13 protein-coding genes and 1 tRNA gene are annotated in these 18,467 nt (G+C 59.6%); 6 read left to right on the plus strand and 8 right to left on the minus strand.

The genetic code is table 11. The features are described 5' to 3' along the window. Positions 1 to 187 precede the first annotated feature (187 nt). The gene (locus HMPREF2928_RS09260) at positions 188 to 574 is read left to right on the plus strand and encodes a hypothetical protein (RefSeq protein WP_070687572.1); all 387 of its coding nucleotides are present in this window, start codon (positions 188 to 190) and stop codon (positions 572 to 574) included. A gap of 22 nt (positions 575 to 596) precedes the next feature. Then, positions 597 to 1,055, plus strand: a complete 459-nt coding sequence (locus HMPREF2928_RS09265) for a hypothetical protein (RefSeq protein ID WP_246823567.1) — start codon at positions 597 to 599, stop codon at positions 1,053 to 1,055. A gap of 83 nt (positions 1,056 to 1,138) precedes the next feature. Here the strand turns inward: HMPREF2928_RS09265 and aceE are convergent, their stop codons facing one another. Continuing rightward, positions 1,139 to 3,871, minus strand: coding sequence for a pyruvate dehydrogenase (acetyl-transferring), homodimeric type (gene aceE, locus HMPREF2928_RS05365; RefSeq protein ID WP_049349019.1), 2,733 nt, complete (start codon positions 3,869 to 3,871; stop codon positions 1,139 to 1,141). Positions 3,872 to 4,352: 481 nt separating this feature from the next. Between aceE and HMPREF2928_RS05370 the strand changes: the two genes are divergently transcribed. Both HMPREF2928_RS05370 and gndA read left to right on the plus strand, forming a co-directional pair. Next, positions 4,353 to 4,428: transfer RNA gene (locus tag HMPREF2928_RS05370), tRNA-Val, on the plus strand. Positions 4,429 to 4,581: 153 nt separating this feature from the next. Then, complete coding sequence (gene gndA, locus HMPREF2928_RS05375) at positions 4,582 to 6,054, plus strand: NADP-dependent phosphogluconate dehydrogenase (RefSeq protein ID WP_070687573.1); 1,473 nt, start codon at positions 4,582 to 4,584, stop codon at positions 6,052 to 6,054. Positions 6,055 to 6,271: 217 nt separating this feature from the next. Here gndA and epsC read toward each other — a convergent pair whose 3' ends face one another. From epsC to HMPREF2928_RS05410, 7 genes are all read right to left on the minus strand, one after another. Beyond that, positions 6,272 to 6,856, minus strand: a complete 585-nt coding sequence (gene epsC, locus HMPREF2928_RS05380; protein ID WP_005505599.1) for a serine O-acetyltransferase EpsC — start codon at positions 6,854 to 6,856, stop codon at positions 6,272 to 6,274. 324 nt (positions 6,857 to 7,180) lie between these two features. Continuing rightward, entirely contained in the window at positions 7,181 to 8,116 is a 936-nt protein-coding gene (cysK, locus tag HMPREF2928_RS05385; RefSeq protein WP_070506037.1) for a cysteine synthase A, read from the minus strand. Positions 8,117 to 8,517: 401 nt separating this feature from the next. After that, the gene (locus HMPREF2928_RS05390) at positions 8,518 to 9,294 is read right to left on the minus strand and encodes a DUF6318 family protein (RefSeq protein WP_070687575.1); all 777 of its coding nucleotides are present in this window, start codon (positions 9,292 to 9,294) and stop codon (positions 8,518 to 8,520) included. 117 nt (positions 9,295 to 9,411) lie between these two features. After that, positions 9,412 to 10,380: a DUF6318 family protein gene (locus HMPREF2928_RS05395; RefSeq protein WP_070687577.1), complete on the minus strand. Its 969-nt coding sequence runs from the start codon at positions 10,378 to 10,380 to the stop codon at positions 9,412 to 9,414. 106 nt (positions 10,381 to 10,486) lie between these two features. Beyond that, positions 10,487 to 11,311 (minus strand): DUF6318 family protein, encoded by an 825-nt coding sequence (locus HMPREF2928_RS05400; RefSeq protein ID WP_070687579.1) that lies wholly within the window; start codon positions 11,309 to 11,311, stop codon positions 10,487 to 10,489. A gap of 284 nt (positions 11,312 to 11,595) precedes the next feature. Beyond that, positions 11,596 to 12,798 carry a DUF6318 family protein gene (locus HMPREF2928_RS05405; RefSeq protein WP_070687581.1) on the minus strand — a complete coding sequence of 401 codons (1,203 nt, stop codon included), beginning with the start codon at positions 12,796 to 12,798 and terminating at the stop codon, positions 11,596 to 11,598. Between the two features lie 268 nt (positions 12,799 to 13,066). Continuing rightward, on the minus strand, positions 13,067 to 13,888 hold the full coding sequence (locus HMPREF2928_RS05410) for a DUF6318 family protein (RefSeq protein ID WP_236146106.1): 822 nt from the start codon (positions 13,886 to 13,888) through the stop codon (positions 13,067 to 13,069). A gap of 640 nt (positions 13,889 to 14,528) precedes the next feature. Here HMPREF2928_RS05410 and HMPREF2928_RS05415 point away from each other — a divergent pair. Together HMPREF2928_RS05415 and HMPREF2928_RS05420 are read left to right on the plus strand one after the other, a co-directional pair. Continuing rightward, positions 14,529 to 16,478, plus strand: coding sequence for a dynamin family protein (locus tag HMPREF2928_RS05415; protein WP_070687585.1), 1,950 nt, complete (start codon positions 14,529 to 14,531; stop codon positions 16,476 to 16,478). A gap of 48 nt (positions 16,479 to 16,526) precedes the next feature. Continuing rightward, positions 16,527 to 18,401, plus strand: a complete 1,875-nt coding sequence (locus tag HMPREF2928_RS05420; RefSeq protein WP_070687587.1) for a GTPase — start codon at positions 16,527 to 16,529, stop codon at positions 18,399 to 18,401. The last annotated feature ends 66 nt before the right edge of the window (positions 18,402 to 18,467 follow it).

The raw sequence follows: 18,467 nt of genomic DNA on the forward strand, positions 1-18,467 counted from the left end.
CCCAAGCTAGCAGGTACTCCCCAATACCCGAAGCCCTGCTTGAACGTTGGTTCAGCATAGGGTTCAGCATAAATAACTGATTCCATAAGCACCCGTATTACTGGGCACTACATGGTGATTATCGCCAGAGCATAACCCAGCTTTCTTTACTGCCGCATATTCTTTATCCAATTAAGGAGGGAGAATTATGAACCTCAAGAAATTCTTTCAACCCGCAATGGCTATAACGTTTGCATTCACGTTAGCCTGCACATCCTGTTCTACAGGCCCGCAACTAGAACGTGATGAAACAGCCCAAGCAACTCTAGACTATAAAAACAACCAAATCATTACTCCACTCGAAGAATACAATGACCTTTTAGATGAAAATTCCCAGTATTACACTCGAGCCTTGGAAATTCTCAGGCAGCGCTGTTTCGCAAAACACGGCCAATCCTATGAAATATATATCCCGGATGTAGAAGATAGGAAATTCTTTTCGTCCGGTCGCGAGTTTGGCCTCTGGAACCCCCGAATACGCCGCCAAATATGGAAACTACAAGCGAGGGAATGCACCATCATCCGGGGGCTATGACACAAAAATCATGGAACAGTGCATGCCTGAAATCTTAGCCACGTTGAAAGAGATCGCGGGCATCAGCCTCGAAGAGCAAAGTGGCCTCACAGAAGCCTATCGTCGAATCCACGGCGAATCCTATGCAGCTGCCATGAATCATCCTGAATGGAAAAAATACCGTGAAGCATGGTGGAAATGCCTATCGGATAAAGGTCTAACGCCACGAAAAGGCGACGAAGAATGGGGTACAAAAGAACTATCAAATGCAACTCGTGCTAGCGGTGATAATAATGCCCCGGCATCAGAAGAAGAAATTCGACTCAGCGTCATTGAAGCACAATGCAGTAAAGATACAGGAATGGCTCAAGGTCTTGCTAATCTTGTAGCTTCGTATCAAAAACCGCTCATCCGGGATAATGAAACAAAACTAGAAGAACAGCGAAAGCAGCTATCAGAAGTTTATCTCCGATATAAAGAGTGGGTTCTCAAAAACCAATAGATAGAATGTCCCCGGTTGATGAATCATCAACCGGGGGCATCGTTTAGCGTCTAACGCAGAACCGGGGTTCTACAGCTAAATGCTTAGTGCTGCTCCAGCTCGGAGTTAGCGTTCACGTTGAGCAGGTCGTACTTAGCGAATGCCTTCGCGGGAACGTCTGCTGCAACCTCGCCGCGCTTTGCCAGCATCTGCAGGGTGCGGACAACAACCGACTCTGCATCGATGTGGAAGAAGCGACGTGCACCCGGGCGGGTGTCTGCGAAGCCGAAGCCGTCAGCACCCAGGGTTGCGAAGTCGTTCGGAACGAACTGGCGGATCTGGTCGGGAACATCCGAAGCGAAGTCGGTGGTCGCGACGATCGGGCCAGCAGCGCCAGCCAGCTTCTGGGTCACGTAAGGAACGCGAGCGGGCTGGTTCGGGTTCAGCAGAGCCTCTTCCTCAGCGGCAATACCGTCGCGGCGCAGCTCGGTCCACGAGGTGACAGACCAGACGTCTGCGGAGACGCCCCAGTCCTCAGCCAGCAGCTGCTGAGCCTTCTCAGCCCACGGAACAGCAACGCCGGATGCCAGCAGCTGTGCCTTGGGGCCGGAGGTCAGCGGGGACTCGCTAATCTTGTGGATACCCTTGATGATGCCCTCAACGTCAACGTTTGCCGGCTCAGCAGGCTGGTGAATCGGCTCGTTGTACACGGTCAGGTAGTACATGACGTTGTGGTCTTCGTCCTTGGTACCGTACATCTGCTCGATACCGCGCTCCACGATGTGAGCGATCTCGTAGCCGTAAGCCGGGTCGTAGATCTTGAACGCCGGGTTGGTGGACGCCAGAATCGGGGAGTGGCCATCGTTGTGCTGCAGACCCTCACCGGACAGGGTGGTACGACCTGCGGTTGCACCGATGACGAAGCCGCGGCACAGCTGGTCGGCAGCAGCCCAGAAGCCGTCGCCAGTGCGCTGGAAGCCGAACATCGAGTAGAAGATGTAAATCGGGATCATCGGCTCGCCGTGGGTGTCGTAGGAGGAGCCCAGCGCGATGAACGCAGCGGTTGCGCCTGCCTCGTTAATACCCACGTGAACGATCTGGCCCTCGGGGGACTCGGTGTAGGTGAGCATGAGCTGGTGGTCAACGGGCACGTAGTTCTGGCCGTTGGGGTTGTACAGCTTAGCCGAGGGGAAGAAGGAGTCCATACCGAAGGTACGTGCCTCATCGGGGGTGATGGGAGCGATACGGTGACCGAAGCCCTTCACACGCATGAGGTCCTTCATCAGGCGGACGAACGCCATGGTGGTAGCAGCGGTCTGCTTGCCGGAGCCCTTCTTGGTCTGTGCGTAGACCTTGGACTCGGGCAGGATAATCTCAGGCTGGGTGTTTGCACGGCCGGGGATGTAACCGCCGAGTTCCTTGCGGCGTGCCTGCATGTACTGCAGTGCCGGGTGGTTTGCCTCGGGCAGGTAGTACGGCGGGTTGTACAGATCCTTCTCCAGCTCCTCGTCGGAGATGGGGATGTTCAGGTGGTCACGGAAGCCCTTCAGTGCTTCCATGGTGAACTTCTTGATCTGGTGGGTGGAGTTACGTGCCTCGAAGTAGGGGCCGAGCTCTGCACCCTTAATGGACTGTGCCAGGATGACGGTGGGCTTGCCCTTGGTCTCCATAGCTTCCTTGTAGGCTGCGTAGAGCTTCTTGTCGTCGTGGCCACCCAGGCGCAGGTTGAAGATCTGCTCGTCGGTCAGGTCTGCAACGAGTTCCTTGGTTTCGGGGTACTTGCCGAAGAAGTGCTCGCGGATGTAGCCACCGTCTTCGCCACGGAAGGTCTGGTAGTCACCGTCGAGGGTCTCGTTCATCAGCTGGATGAGCTTGCCGCTCTTGTCCTTCTTGAGCAGCTCGTCGTAGTCGGAGCCCCACAGGACCTTGATGACGTGCCAGCCTGCGCCGCGGAAGAATGCCTCGAGCTCCTGAACGATCTTGCCGTTACCACGAACGGGACCGTCCAGACGCTGCAGGTTGCAGTTGACGACGAAGGTCAGGTTGTCCAGGTGCTCGTTTGCAGCCAGCTGCAGTGCACCACGCGACTCGGGCTCGTCCATCTCGCCGTCGCCCAGGAATGCCCAGACGTGCTGCTCGGAGGTGTCCTTGATCTTGTGGTTGTGCAGGTACTTGTTGAAGGATGCCTGGTGGATAGCGTTCAGGGGGCCCAGACCCATGGAAACGGTCGGGAACTGCCAGAACTCGGGCATGCAGCGGGGGTGCGGGTACGAAGGAATACCGTCTGCGCCCTTGGTCTTCTCCTGACGGAAGCCGTCCATCTGCTCTTCGGTCAGGACGCCTTCAACGAATGCGCGGGAGTAGACACCGGGGGAGGAGTGACCCTGGAAGAAGACCTGGTCACCGCCACCGGGGTGGTTACGGCCGCGGAAGAAGTGGTTCTGGCCCATTTCGTAGAGGTCAGCCACACCTGCGAAGGTGGAGATGTGACCGCCAACGCCGATGCCCTTCTTCTGGGCACGCTGAACCATGATTGCTGCGTTCCAACGAATCCATGCACGGTACTGGCGCTCGAGTTCCTCATCACCGGGGTACTCGGGCTGCTGGTCGGCGGGGATGGTGTTGATGTAGTCGGTCTTGACCAGAGTCGGGACCTTAACGCCCTTTGCGCCAGCTTCCTTGAGCAGTGCGCGAAGGATGTACTCTGCACGCTCAGTGCCGTGAGTCTTGATAAGGTCCTCGAGGGACTCGGCCCACTCCTGGGTCTCTTCTACGTCGATGTCCTTGAAGCCATCGAGAAGGGTGCTCAGGGAGTGCTCGTTCGGTACGTTAGCCAAACTAATCCAACCTCTCTTCTGTGCGGTTGTGAGATCGCCCGCCCCGCGATGTTGCGTTGTCGAACAATCTTTGTGTTTAAGCGCTATAGGTCCGTAAGACCCACATCGCTTCTTATCTCTACTATCTTAGACCTAAAGCTGGGGCTCTTGGTCTCAAATGAGGGTTTTTGTGGTGTGGGTTTCGTATTGTGACTATCTGAGTGGGAAAAATACGCATCAAAAGTACTAGTTAGGGTCTTTTTGCACCTAAATGGCGCGGAATGGTGGGGTTGGCGGAATGGCGCGGAACGAGGGGGTGCGACCCATCTGAGGGGAGAGTGTCAACTATGGCTTGGTGTGGCTTGGTGTGGGGTGCAGTGGGAAAAGGAAAAAAATACTGAGACATAGAACACGCTCCGTGGATTTGCATGTCATATCGAAAGCCCGTATAGTTTTTTCTTGTGTTCGCCACTGGGTCGTCAAACGAAACAGTGAGAACTACGGGTCTTTAGCTCAGCTGGTAGAGCGCCACGTTTACACCGTGGATGTCATCGGTTCGATCCCGGTAGGACCCACCAATTACCCCGGTACCGCAAGGTACCGGGGTTTTTCCGTTCTAAGCACTTTCTCCACGCGCTATATTTCTCCAAGAGTGAGAAGGGCGACTCTTCAGAGCATAAAAGTGCACTCCACCTATATATAGCCTGCCCTCAGCGCGTATCCTTATATACATGACTGAAAACAAGAAGGCACAGATTGGTGTCACCGGCCTTGCTGTCATGGGCGCAAACCTCGCCCGCAACCTGGCACGTAACGGCTACACCGTGGCACTGCACAACCGTTCCGTAGAGAAGACCGACGCACTGCTGGCTGAGCACGGCGCAGACGGCGACTTCATCCGCACCGAGTCCCTGCAGGAACTCGTCGACTCCCTCGAGTCTCCCCGCCGCATCCTGATTATGGTCAAGGCGGGCGCACCCGTCGACGCTGTTATCGAGCAGCTCACCCCCATGCTCGATGAGGGCGACATCATTATTGACGGCGGTAACTCCCACTTCCCCGACACCATCCGCCGCGAGCACGCCCTGGCTGAAAAGGGCCTGCACTTCGTAGGCGTTGGTGTCTCCGGCGGCGAAGAGGGCGCTCTCTGGGGCCCCTCCATGATGCCCGGCGGTTCCGCAGAGTCCTACAAGCACCTCGGCCCCATGCTCGAGAAGATCGCAGCGAAGGCACCCCAGGACGGCGCACCCTGCTGCGCATGGATCTCCACCGACGGTGCGGGCCACTTCGTGAAGATGGTCCACAACGGCATCGAATACGCCGACATGCAGGTGATCGGCGAGGCTTACGACATTCTCCGCTCCGTGGCAGGCATCGAGCCCGCACAGCAGGCAGAAATCTTCAAGACCTGGAACAAGACCGACCTGAGCTCCTACCTGATCGAAATCACCGCTGAGGTGCTCGCACAGGTTGACGCAAAGACCGGCAAGCCCCTGGTCGACGTTATCGTTGACGCAGCTGGCCAGAAGGGTACCGGCCTGTGGACCGCTAAGGCTGGCCTGGACCTCGGTTCCCCCGTCTCCGCTATCGCAGAGTCCGTGTTCGCACGCGCCCTCTCCTCCTCTGAGCGTGAGCAGCGCGAGCAGGCACAGCGCGAACTGCCCGCAGGTCTGATTGCAACCACCGGCATCGGTGCAGGCGACCCCGAGTTCGTTGAGGATGTGCGCCGTGCACTCTTTGCATCCAAGCTCGTTGCGTACGCACAGGGCATGGACCTGCTCACCCGCGCAGGTAAGGAATATGGTTGGGATCTGAAGCTGGACACCATCGCATCGCTGTGGCGTGCAGGCTGCATCATCCGCGCCGAGCTGCTGGGCGACATCATGGCTGCCTACGCAGGCGAAGCACCCGCAAACATGCTGCTGGCACCCGCTTTCAAGAACCTCATGGAGGAGCTCGTTCCTTCCTGGCGTCGCGTGGTGGCTAAGGCAACCGCACTGGGCATCCCCGTGCCGGTATTCGCTTCCGCACTGTCCTACTACGACGGCCTGCGCCGCGACCGCCTGCCCGCATCCCTGATTCAGGGTCAGCGTGACTTCTTCGGTGCACACACCTACGGTCGTATTGACGAAGAGGGCGCCTTCCACACCATGTGGAGCGGTGACCGTTCCGAGGTGAACGCAGCGGACATTCACGTTCACTAAGCTCCCGTAGCTGAATACGTCAAAGCCCGCCTTCGGCTGGATGAGAATCCAACCGGGGCGGGCTTTCGTTATGTCTTGATGGGGTACCCCCGAGATGCCTCAGGGATATCTTGAGGGGCATAGCAGGGGAGAAGACCTGTGTAAGCCTGGTGAGGAGCGCGGAGCCTCGTGAGGAGCCTCCAGCCGCGCCTCTACGGGCTCAAAACGCTAACAAGCACTAAATCCACATGGCGGGGTCAATGTACTCCACAGCGTCCACCAACGGCTTCTTCTTCTCCGGGGTACGCGGGCGGTGCTTCGCCGGAATGCCGGTAATAATCGAATCGGCGGGGTGATCGTTGACGACCACGGCGTTCGCACCAATAGCGCTATCGGCACCAATCTCCACCGGACCCAGCACCTTAGCACCGGCACCAATGGTCACACGGTCACCAATAGTGGGGTGACGCTTCACCTTCTCCAGGGAGCGACCGCCCAGGGTCACGCCGTGGTACAGCATCACGTCGTCACCAACCTCAGCAGTCTCACCAATGACAATGCCCATGCCGTGATCAATGAAGAAACGGCGGCCAATGGTCGCGCCGGGGTGAATCTCCACGCCGGTCAGAAAACGCGCAAACTGCGAGAGAGTACGAGCCAGAGCCTTCGTCTCATCCTTCTGCCAAAGCTTATGGGTCAGACGATGAACCCAAATGGCGTGCATACCCGAATAGTTCAGCGCAATCTCGACAGCGCCGCGCGCAGCAGGATCGTGCTGGCGGACGTTCTCAATATCTTCACGCAGACGCGCAATAAAACTCATGGGTTCCCTTTCCCTCATCGGTCGTGCTCTGTGTATGCGACCTTTCCAAAGGTACCAACAACGGGGCCCTTTCGGCTATTCCCACCGCAATCAGCAATATGATGGACGCACCCGCCCGTGTCACTGCTCAACCGCGGCGGATGCACACGGGACGGCAGAAAAGAACAGCCGGGGACCAACAGGGGAGCGGCGGAACAGCTCAGCTCCTCGCCGTACAGTTCGCAGAGGGCATAGAAACGCCCCGCCCGCCGTGTATGCAACCGGCAGACGGGGCGTAGCACTATAAACCTGACGCCTCCCGATAGTGGGGGCTCAGAAGCTCAATTAGCCGCGGATGTCCTCGTACAGAGCGGTAGAGATGTAACGCTCACCGAAGTCGGGAACGATAGCCACAATCAGCTTGTCCTTGTTCTCAGACTTCTTAGCCTCCTCCAGAGCAGCCCATACAGCCGCACCGGAAGAAATACCGCCCAGAATACCTTCCTGGGTAGCCAGCAGGCGGGAGGTGCGCATAGCATCCTCAGCGCTGACCGGGGTCACGGAATCGTAGATGCCGCGGTCCAGGGTGTCGGGAACAAAGTTAGCGCCCAGGCCCTGAATCTTGTGGGGGCCAACGCGACCCTCAGAGAGCAGCGGGGAGTCCTTCGGCTCAACCGCAACAACCTTCACGTCCGGGTTCTGCTCCTTCAGGTACTTACCGGTACCGGAGATGGTGCCGCCGGTACCAATACCCGCCACGAAAATGTCGACCTTACCGTCGGTTGCTTCCCAAATCTCGGGGCCAGTGGTGTTGTAGTGAATGGTGGGGTTCGCCTCGTTGGAGAACTGGGACGCCAGGATAGCGTTCTCGGTGGTCGCAACGATTTCCTTAGCCTTCTCCACAGCGCCGCGCATACCCTCGGTACCGGGGGTCAGCACAATCTGAGCACCGTAAGCGCGCAGCAGCACGCGACGCTCAGCAGACATGGTCTCCGGCATGGTCAGGATGACGCGGTAACCGCGAGCAGCACCCACCATAGCCAGCGCAATACCGGTGTTACCGGAAGTGCCCTCAACAATGGTGCCGCCGGGCTTCAGCGCACCCGACTTCTCAGCAGCGTCAATGATGGCGCGGCCGATACGGTCCTTGACCGAACCAGCGGGGTTGTAGAACTCAAGCTTGACCGCTACGTTACCGGGAAGACCTTCGTCCAGTCGGTTCAGCTTAACCAGGGGGGTCTGGCCGGTTGCTTCAACAATGCTGTTGAGAATCTTTGCCATGGGGTGCTCCTTCATGAGCTTAGGGGAGGCCAGCCGCGACGGGGTCTCCGCAATGAATAATCGGTTACGTGGCAACTCTACTACTCGCCGGCGGCAGGTTTAAACCTGCGGTCACAGTTCGTAATAATGCCAGAGAAAAACCTCAAGGAACGAGGTCCAGAAAGAGGGTACAGAAAAGCGCCGCACAAACCCTTTCTCGACAAAGGATGATGAATGTGCGGCGCTCTCTAGAAACATTATGTAGCCCAAAAGACAACCTCTGTATATAAGAGTAGTGATGAACTCTGTTCACCGCAAGCTGGAGCCACAAATTTTATTGCCATCAATGGAAAAAACAGTGAAAAACCGCATCCTGAGATGGCACAACGCTAAAAGCGGGGGAGAGAACCAGCCTCAGAGGACTAGTTGATGTCCATGTGAAGGTCCCACTTGTTGTTCAGGTAGCGGCCAACAGCCTCACCGAACATCTTCACGTGACGCTTATCAGCCGCCACGGTCTGCTCCTTGCCGTCCTTGAACAGCTTCTCACCTAGATCAACGTTCAGAGTCACGGTCCAGTTGTACGCGCCCTGAGCCAGAACCGGCTGCTTAGTACCAATAGTCAGGGTAGCGGTCGGGTTCACGTACCAGGTCTTCTTCTCATCAATACCGGCCTTGGTGGAGTCCGCGTACTTCTTCATCGCCGCCAGGGTCTCCTGGTCGGTGCTGACCTCGTTCATGTAGTGCATATCGCCGGTACGCAGCAGGTACTCAAATGCCGCACCGAAGTACGCCAGAGCCGCCGCAAAGCCAGCCACCGAATTCTGGTGCATAGCCTCCGGAACGATCGGGGAAGGAACATTCTGCGGCGGGGGCTCAGCGTTACCCGGCTGGTACTCGCCGTGATCCTCCATCTTCTCCAGCTTCGCTACGCCACTGTAATCCTTATTGTCGTTAGGCAGCGGAGAGTTCGTTGCAGTAGCCGAAGCCGAAGCAGAAGCGGAAGGGGAAGCAGACGCCGATGCAGAAGCAGAGGGCGAAGCGGTAGCAGACTCAGAAGCAGCAGCAGAAGCGCTCTCAGAGCCAGAAGCGGAAGCAGACGCCTCAGAAGTAGCCTTAGAGCCACAAGCCGCCAGCAAAGCCATAGAGCTGACGCCCAGTACACCCAGCGCCGCGCGGCGGGTCAGGTTCTCGGACATAGTGATACCTTTCAGTCAGTCGGTGATTGCAACCAGTTTAGCCGCAAACCCAACAGGATACAGAGTTGAGTGGACGAAGCGTGAGAAGCGCCTCGCAGATAAAAGCGTTATGACGAACTATGACGCCGCGGAAGTGGCGGACGCCTCAGCAGAAGCGGCGGCAGAAGAGGGCAGGGAAGCCGAACCGGATGCTGCCGCGCTCGCAGAGGAAACACCACCCTGAGCAGCGCTACCCTGAACAGTGGCACCGTACGCCACGCTCAGCTCCCACATCTTAGAATCAGCGTGGTAGCGGCCGCGGAAATCGCACTCCTGAACCGTCACCTGAGAAGCCGGACCCGCAGCAGAAGCAGAGGCAGTAGCAGAAGCACTCGGGGACGCCGCATCAGACACCAGCGCATCCTCGGACGGCTCAGTAGGCTCAGCAGAAGCCGAAGCGCTCGCCGAGGCAACCACCGGCTGAATCTTGCCCTCAGCCACCGCCTCTGCACCAAAGTCCAGAGTGTACTTGCCCTTAAACAGCAGATTGCCATCACTCATAATCGACGGCTGAGCGCTCGCCAGAGCATAAGAAGCCGATGGGTTCACATACCAGGAACCCTTCTCCACACCAGCCAGAATCGAAGCCGACAGAGCATCCACCTCAGAGCGAGTCTTCGACGACAGCTGAATGCCGGTCGAGAACGCATCCGTGCTACCGGTCTTCACCAGATAATCCATAGCCGCCGCAAAATAAGCAATCGCCTCATGGAAACCCGTCACCGTATTCGCCGACAGAGCATCAGTCACCTTCGGCTTCGGAGCATTACGCGGCGGATGCTCTACCGTGCCCTGCTCATAATTCACCGCACCCTCATAGTGGGTGTACTCCACCAGACCCGAATAGTTCTTACCATCATCACTGTACCCATTCGGGTTAGCGCTCGACTTCGAACCGTTCAGGCTACCACCCTGAGAACCAGACTGCTGGCTAGATCCACCCGAACCGCAAGCGCTCAACAGCGCCGCAGAACCGGCAACAGCAGAAACGCCCACACCCAGGCGCATCAGGGAGCGGCGAGAGAAAGACTGAGAAAAAGAAGACATAAGAGAAAAACCTTGAATCCAGGAAAGCTCGTTACTACCAGAGTAAAACAGATCATGCCCTAACCCGAGTGCGAGTTAGGGCATGATGCCTCATCCATCTGAGGGCTTAAAGGTTGTCACCATTAGAATTGCCGTCATTACCGGAGTTACCGGAATTGTCAGCATTACCACCGTTAGCGCCACCATTCTTAGGCTGAGCCGAAGCCTGTGCCTCATACTCATCCTGAATAGTCAAAGTCCAATCATTATCGTGGCGCACACCGGTAACCACCAAGCCACGCTCAGTGCGGCGCACCTTCTCAGACATCTCCGCAGGAGCACCGTCAATCACCACGGTCGGACCCAAATCAATCACCAAGTCAAAGGTCCACTGCACACTCTTCTTCACCAGAGCAGGAACAGCAGTGAACGCAGACATGGTCACCTTCGGCGACACATACCAGTCATGATTCTGCGAGCTCTCATTCGACTCATCCATAAACGATGAGAACGACGCAACGAACTTCTCATCAGCCTTCGACTCACGCAACGGGCCAGCATCACCGGTCAGCACCAGGTAATTAATCGCCGCATACACGAACGCAATCGAATCGTACAGACCCTGCACCGAGTTCTCCGATGCGCTCGCCGGACGCTTAGGGAACGGCACGTTCTGCGCGGGAGCAGACTCGGTCGCTGGAACGAAAGTGCCCTTCTTCTCATAGTTATCGAAGGTGACCTCGCCGCTAAAATCAGTACGCGCAGAAGCCGAAGGGGAAATCTGAGGGGTATCCGCATCAGCGTTCTCGCTAGAAGAAGAACCACCGCACGCAACCAGTAGGGCGCTCAAAGACACGCCCGCAACGCCCGCACCCGCGTAACGCAGAGCAGAACGGCGGCTGATGCCGGTAGTGGAACTGGGAAGCCCGGAGGTCATGGGGAAAAGCGCCACGGAATACCTTTCGAGTGAGACTCTCTGGTGAGAGACGAGTGAGAGAACGCCTCGACGAGCGGATATCACACGCGGACATCCCTCTAGAGACAGTCCTAAGTATAACGCGCCCCCGCCTTCACACCCGTGCGTACCAGCGCTCAAACGAGCGTGATATGCCGCCCATCAGCGAACTTACCGTGACTAGGAACTTAGTGGAACCAGCGGGAGCATCGCACCGGATGGGGTGAAAGAGGGGACGCGTTCATCGTCTATAGGGGGAGGGGCTACTCGGTCTCTAGGGGCTACTGGGCGCCCTCACCGGGAACACCACCGGGAACGCCGGCAGGTGCCTCAGCGCCGCCAGCAGCACCGCCCGCATCGGGGGCACCGGGCGCTACGGTCGGCTGAGCCGTCGCAGCTGCAGGCTGAGTCGCCACGGGCTGCGCGGGAGCGGTAGCCGCAGGCGCCTGGGTAGCGGCAGGCTGAGGAGCCTGAGCCGCGCCACCCTGACCGGTGCCGGTCTGTGCGCCACCATTCTGGGAACCAGTGTACTGACGGGAACCGCCCTGACCTGCACCATTCTGGGCGGCAGGAGCCTGCGCACCACCGTTCTGTGCGGCACCATTCTGAGCAGTGCCCTGAGGCGCGCCGTTACCCGAAGTATTCGCGCCGGCATTCGCACCAGCATTAGCCGCCACAGTGCTGTCATCAGTCACCGTCGGGGTATAGGTCGAGGAAGGATGCGCGCGCGGAGTCTGAGTCGGCTTCGGAGCCAACGCAGGATCGTACTGCTGAGGCGAAATCACGACCCAGCGCTTCGCCTCCTCATCGTACTCAGCGTACAGAGCCTTAATCTCCGGGGCCTCAGTGTCCTCCAGAGGCTTGGTCGTATTGGTTGCCTTCTCAACCCGCATGCCGTGTGCCTGAGTCACGGTGCACGCCCACGAATACTTCGTGCCGCGGGTCGTCGGCTGCTTATCGGTCAGGCGGAAAGTCCACTCGCCGCCCACCAGCCAGTTCGTGCCGGTCGCGTAGAACACGCGCAGCTTCTCCAGCGCCGCACGGTTGGTAGAGTTCTGAGCCTGAACCACCTGCAGAGCAGGACCCGGGTCACCGGTCATGCGGGCATAGTTCACCGCCGCCGCAAAATACGCGAAAGTGGCGCGCAGACCGCGGGCGTTCTTGTCGTACATGCTCTCATCCTCAATCGGGATGGGCACGGCACTCGCCTTAGAATCAACGCTTGCCGGGCCGGCAGTCGGCTCAATCGTGTACACCTGACCGGTTTCCGGGTCGGTGCTGCTCATCGGGGCCGCACCGTTGCCCGCAATGTACTTAGTCCACTTCAGCTCGCCCGACAGATTGTCGTAGGCACCCGCAATCGAAGCGGAAGCAGTGGGGGAGGCAGTCGCCTCCTCAGTCTTTTTGGAACCGCAAGCGGCAAGCATCGCACCCAGGGCGGCGGTGCCCGTAAGCGCAATAAAGTGGCGGCGGCTGTGAATCATAGTGATCCCCTTGAATGTGCTGTGATGCGGAAGTATCGGTGATAAGTGAAGAGCTCACGCTCTAATTCTCAGCCTAACATCACGCCCCTACAGGAGGGCGCGAAGCAGTCACCCGCAGGGCGGGTAGACGCGTATTGAGGCGAAAATGGGCGGACCTCATCTAGCCCTAGCCTATAGATTTCACGCGTGGCACACAAATAAAAGCTCTCATCCGTGCCTCATATCACCCAATATGACGGGTTCTTTGAGGCACGGATGTAAAGAAGCTTTAGGCTGAGCCTCGAATATAACGAGTCGCCTTAGAAGAGGTGCTCTCATTCGGGGTCGGGTGCGCACTCGGAATATTCGCGGACGGTTCAGCGGTAGCCGCAGGGGTGGCGGTAGCACTCGGGGAAGAGTTCGGATCCTCCAGCATCTGCCAGCCCTCTTCACCAAAGTAGACGTACGCATCCGCCTTCTGATTGCTGCCGTAGATACCGGTGAGCTGCTCACGCTGACGGGTCTCATGGTTGAACAGGAACGCGTTCTCGTCCACCTTCAGGGTCGCCTTCCAACAGTAGACGTCCTGCTCGGTAGCGGGCACCGGCTGAGGGGAGCTCAGGTTAATGCACATGGGGTGGTTGTTCTTAGAGACCAGCCAGCCAATGTTGTAGCGGTAGATATCGCGGTACATCTGCGCCATCTGACTAAAGTGCTCCTGGCCGGGCAGATCCATGAAGGGATTGGTGTCACCAGTGAGGAGCATATAGTTCTGCGCCGCACCCCAGTACTGCAGGAAGGCGTGCAGACCCTCGACAGTGCGCTCTTTAGCTTCCGGGGGCATGGTGGGGCGGGGGACATTGACGGCTCGATGGCTCAGGGTGCCGTTTGAGAAATTTCCGGAACGCTCAAAGAACTGATCCGGCAAAAGAGCCGGTCCGCGACCATCCAGAGCCGATGCGGGCAGAGGCTCGGCATACGTAATACTGCGCGTGGTGGTCGCAGAATTAGTCTGGGCGCTCTGAGGAGCAAACTTGGTAGGGGAAGGGTTAGCGAGTGGTTGAGGGCGAGAAACTGCGCTGGGGCTGCAAGCGCTTGCGAGTGCACTCAATGCTGCTCCGGAAGAAAGAGCAAGAAGATGGCGACGTGACAGCGAACCGAACATACGCAACCTTTCGCAAGAGTAAAGAGGGGCAGGCAGTAATGGGTAGCTCGGATGCAGTGAACCTCAACGGCAGTTGATTGCAGTTGCGTGAGGGGTCGGTGAGCGTTCCCGAGGGGTGTGGCATACCGTGGTGAGTACGGATGCGATAGAAAGGGCAGGTCAGAAGCCACCTGAAGGAATCGGTATGGGTTATGACCTGCCTGGTTGTCGTGCTCAATGATTCTAAGCGTACTTTCAGGTTCACAATGACCATATCTGCGCTTGAGCGTAAAAAGTTATCAAATCTTAATATTTGCCCGTTTTATGCGGGTTATAAAACGTACCAATGTGTTCCGGGTAACCGCATTGAAACGTGCTGATTTCCTGCGGAAAATCAAGGATTTTCCAACCTGTTCTTCTTGTGAATAAATCATAAATTGGAGTTGTTGCACCAAGTGTGCAAGTAGTATCTCAACCTCTTCAGGTTGTCCAAACACCTATCAAAAACACCTCAACATGAGCCCCCAAACAACCCGCAATCGCAACGTGCCCACCACAACGCCTACACATGGCATGAAGCAGGTGCACCCTATGGGACAATAGCGCTGTGACTACCACCGACTATGCGCAGCTCAAAGCAGCTCGCGAACTGCTCACTCGAATCCCCCTCCCGCTCGACGTAGAAGCCGGCGAAACCCCCGGCACCCCCTACACCGTCACCCACGACGGCACCGCCGAGCACGGCACCGCCACCGCGCGCACCCTGCTCGCCGCCATGGCACGCCAACTCGACGACTACATCCTGCCGCGCAGCGCCAGCGTCGACAATCCCCTCACCATCGTGGTCGGAGGCTCCACCGGCGCCGGCAAATCCACCCTCGTCAACACCCTGCTCGGCGAACCGCTCACCCAGTCCGGCGCGATTCGACCCACCACCCGCCACCCCGTACTCCTGCACCGCGCAGAAGACGAAGCGGCGCTGTCACCCGAACGCTTCCTGCCCACCCTGCCGCGCACCCGCACCTCCGGCATGAACGCCGGATCGCAGGCACTACCCGGCCTCGACCCGAAGATTGCGCGCGCCCTCATTCCTATTACTACCTCGGCGCTACCGCAGGGCATCGCGCTCATCGACGCACCCGATATCGACTCCGTCTCCGAGGAAAACCGCACCCTCGCCAAGGAACTGCTCTCCGCCGCAGACCTGTGGCTCTTCGTCACCACCGCCAACCGCTACGCCGACGCCGTGCCCTGGGAACTGCTCCACGAAGCAGCCGCACGCTCCATCGCCATCGCCGTGGTGCTCAACCGCGTGCCCGAAGGCGACGAAGAAGCCATCGAAAACGACCTGCGACGCATGCTCGACGAAGCCGGAATCCACGCCGTCCTGATTCACACCGTCACCGAACAGCCCCGCGACGAAAGCGGCATGCTCGCCCCCGTCAGCCTCGCCCCGCTGACCCTGTGGATCCGCGAACTCGGCGCCGACGCACCCGCCCGCGCCGCCATCGCCCGGCAGACCCTCGCCGGTGCCGTCGAAACCCTCGCCGGTAACCTGCAGGTGCTCGCCGCCGAACAGGCACGCCAGCAGGCGGCGCACCAGTCGCTTGCCACCATCACCGCCGAAGAATACGAGGACGCGCTGACCACCATCGACGGCGCACTCTCCGACGGCTCCCTGCTGCGCGGCGAAGTGCTCTCGCGCTGGCACGACTTCGTGGGAACCGGCGACTTCTTCCGCTCCCTCGACAGCACCATCGGTCGCCTGCGCGACCGCGTCAGCTCCGCCCTGCGAGGCCAGCCCGCCGCCGCACAGAAGGTAGAAGACGCCCTCGAAAGCGGCATCCACGCCGTCGTGCTGGATGCCGCCGCCCGCGCCTCCGAAAACACCCGCACCCGCTGGCGTGCCAGCCGCGCCGGACGCTCCCTGCTGGCGCGTCTGGATGTGCTGCAGGCTGTTTCTGTTGCGCCGCAGACGGCCTCCGCCGCGGCGCCCGAACAGAACGCAGGCGCAAACGGTGAGGCGAAGGGCAACGAAGCGAAGGGTGAAGTGCAGTCCGCCGAAGACATCTTCTCCGCCGCTGTTGCCGAGCAGATTCGCCTCTGGCAGGGCTCAGTGCTCGAAATGATTCGCGAAGAAGGCGCCGACAAGCGCAAACGTGCTCGCTTCCTTTCCCTGGGCGTGAACGCTACCGCCGTGATGCTCATGGTCGCCGCGTTCAGCCTCACCGGCGGCATTACCGGTATTGAAGCGGGTATTGCGGGCGGTAGCGGCGTGGTCGGCACCAAGCTGCTCGAGTCCATCTTCGGTGAAGACGCGGTGCGCCGCATGGCAACCCGCGCCCGCACCGACCTGCTCGAACGCATGGCGGATCTGCTCACCGAGCACGCCCAGCCCTTCACCGCCGTGCTGGAAGAAACCGACCCGCAGGCTGATGCCGAGGACATTCACCGCGCCGCCGAACAGGTACAGGCAATCGCCGCAGAAATGAGCACCCAGAGTCAAACCACACAGCGCCAAGCCGCAGCCCACACTAACGGCACGGTTGCCCGCTAAACCACTCCGGGCAGGCACCCCGCACCACAGACGAAGAAATAACGCACTATGACTACCCCCGAGAAAAAACTCGAGAACGCCGAGCGCAACACCGATCGCAACGCCGAGCGAGGCGCCACCCCCGCCGTGGCGACCTCGCCCTTCGCGCGCTCCGTTGCATCCCTCAAGGATGCCATCAGCTACGGCGAAGGACGAGTCCCCGAAACCGTGCTGCTCGACGCCGCCGAAACCCTCGAACGCCTCAGCCAGCGCCGCGAGCTCTCCACCGAGCACACCGTCATCGGCTTCTTCGGCGCGACCGGCAGCGGCAAATCCACCCTCTTCAATGCCATCGCCGGGCAGAACATTGCCCTCTCCGCTCCCACACGCCCGACCACCTCCACCGTGCAGGCGGCAATCTGGGAAGCCGAAGGCAGCGAAGAGCTACTTGACTGGCTCGGCATCGACAAGCGCGTCTACCCGCAAACTCAGGCGCTCGCCGCCGAAGGAGAGACAACCGAGGGTAATAAGGCAACCGGGGGAGTAGCGGCACCCAATACCGTCACCGAACCGGCGCCCGGACTCTTCAACCGCATCCGCCGCGCAGTAGGCGGACGCGGCGAAATGCGCACCCGCACCGGCGGCCTCATCCTGCTGGACATGCCCGACTTCGACTCGGTCACCACCACCAACCGCGACCTCGCCGCCCGCATGATGCGCTACGTGGACGTACTCGTCTGGGTTGTCGACCCCCAAAAGTACGCCGACGCCGTCATCCACCGCGACTTCATGGTGCCGCTTGCCACCTCCGGCGCGCAGGCGCTCTGCGTGCTCAACCAGGCGGACAAACTCGCACCCGCCGAGGTGCCCGCCGTGCTCGCATCCCTCACCCGCCTGCTCCAGGCTGAGGGTACCGAGGCGCACCTGCTCGCCGCACCCATCGCCGTTTCCGCCCGAACCGGTGAGGGCGTGGACGCGCTCCGCGACCTGCTCGCGCAGGTAGCCGCCGCCAAGAGCCTGTCCCTGCAACGAACCGACGCGCAGCTACACGCCACCGCCTCCCAGCTGCGCACCTACGCCGGGGGAGAGGGCGCCGTTCTCGCTGGAGCCTACGCCCTCGAAGCGGAACAGAAGCTCGCGAAGGCGTGCTACACCTCCAGCCAGGCAGAGCAGGTTTTGCAGGCGGCAACCGCCTCCTACCGCCGCGCCGCAGGTCAGCACACCGGCTGGATCCTCACCCGCTGGATGAGCCGTCTGAAAGCTGACCCCCTGCGCCGCCTGCACCTGGGGCAGCAGGACGAAACGAAGAGTGCATCTAAGGCCGAGAAGTCCTCGGGCATGCTCGGCTCCGATAGCGAGAACGCACCCGAGCTGGTGGCATCCTCGCTACCCCCGCTGAGCGCCGCGCAGAAGGCAGGCATGGCAAACGCCGTGCGCCAGTACAGCAAGCAGATGGCGGCCCGCGTCGACGAGCCGTGGAAGCGCAGCATGAAGGAAGCCGCCCTCTCCCGCGAGGCGGAGCTACCCGAACTGCTCGAACGCGACATGGTGCGCATCGACTACGGTCTGGGCCGCACCCGCGCCCCCTGGGTCATCTTCAACGCCCTGCAGTGGATCGCGCTACTGAGTGCCCTGGTAGGCGTCGGCTGGCTGACCCTCATCTCCGGCATGGCGTACCTGCAGATTCAACTGCCGCCCGCCCCGACCCCCGAAGGCTCCCCGGTGCCCCTGCCGACCCTGCTTCTGCTGCTGGGTATCCTGCTTGGTATCGCCTCGGCGGGTGTGGGCAGGCTACTTACCGCCATGGGTTCACGCTACTACGCACGTAAGTTGCGGGGTCGCCTGCAGACCGGCGTGGAGAAGGCAGTGCAGTCCTGCGTGGTCGCCCCGGTACAGCAGGAAGCAAAGCGCCTCAACGCCTACCGCAAGGCGCTGGACATTTAGCGGCGTATCATCCGAGAAACCGCATCAAACTAAGAGCGCACAAAAGAATCCCTCCCCACCTCAATC

Origin of the sequence: Rothia sp. HMSC072B04, assembly GCF_001813725.1 — a bacterium.
Classification (GTDB): Bacteria; Actinomycetota; Actinomycetes; order Actinomycetales; family Micrococcaceae; genus Rothia; species Rothia mucilaginosa.

Excerpts from the sequence above, each read along its gene's own strand:
- HMPREF2928_RS09260 (WP_070687572.1), top strand. The coding sequence starts at position 188 with ATGAACCTCAAGAAATTCTTTCAACCCGCAATGGCTATAACGTTTGCA.
- HMPREF2928_RS09265 (WP_246823567.1), top strand. The coding sequence starts at position 597 with ATGCCTGAAATCTTAGCCACGTTGAAAGAGATCGCGGGCATCAGCCTC.
- gndA (WP_070687573.1), top strand. The coding sequence starts at position 4,582 with ATGACTGAAAACAAGAAGGCACAGATTGGTGTCACCGGCCTTGCTGTC.
- epsC (WP_005505599.1), bottom strand. The coding sequence starts at position 6,856 with ATGAGTTTTATTGCGCGTCTGCGTGAAGATATTGAGAACGTCCGCCAG.
- cysK (WP_070506037.1), bottom strand. The coding sequence starts at position 8,116 with ATGGCAAAGATTCTCAACAGCATTGTTGAAGCAACCGGCCAGACCCCC.
- HMPREF2928_RS05390 (WP_070687575.1), bottom strand. The coding sequence starts at position 9,294 with ATGTCCGAGAACCTGACCCGCCGCGCGGCGCTGGGTGTACTGGGCGTC.
- HMPREF2928_RS05395 (WP_070687577.1), bottom strand. The coding sequence starts at position 10,380 with ATGTCTTCTTTTTCTCAGTCTTTCTCTCGCCGCTCCCTGATGCGCCTG.
- HMPREF2928_RS05405 (WP_070687581.1), bottom strand. The coding sequence starts at position 12,798 with ATGATTCACAGCCGCCGCCACTTTATTGCGCTTACGGGCACCGCCGCC.
- HMPREF2928_RS05420 (WP_070687587.1), top strand. The coding sequence starts at position 16,527 with ATGACTACCCCCGAGAAAAAACTCGAGAACGCCGAGCGCAACACCGAT.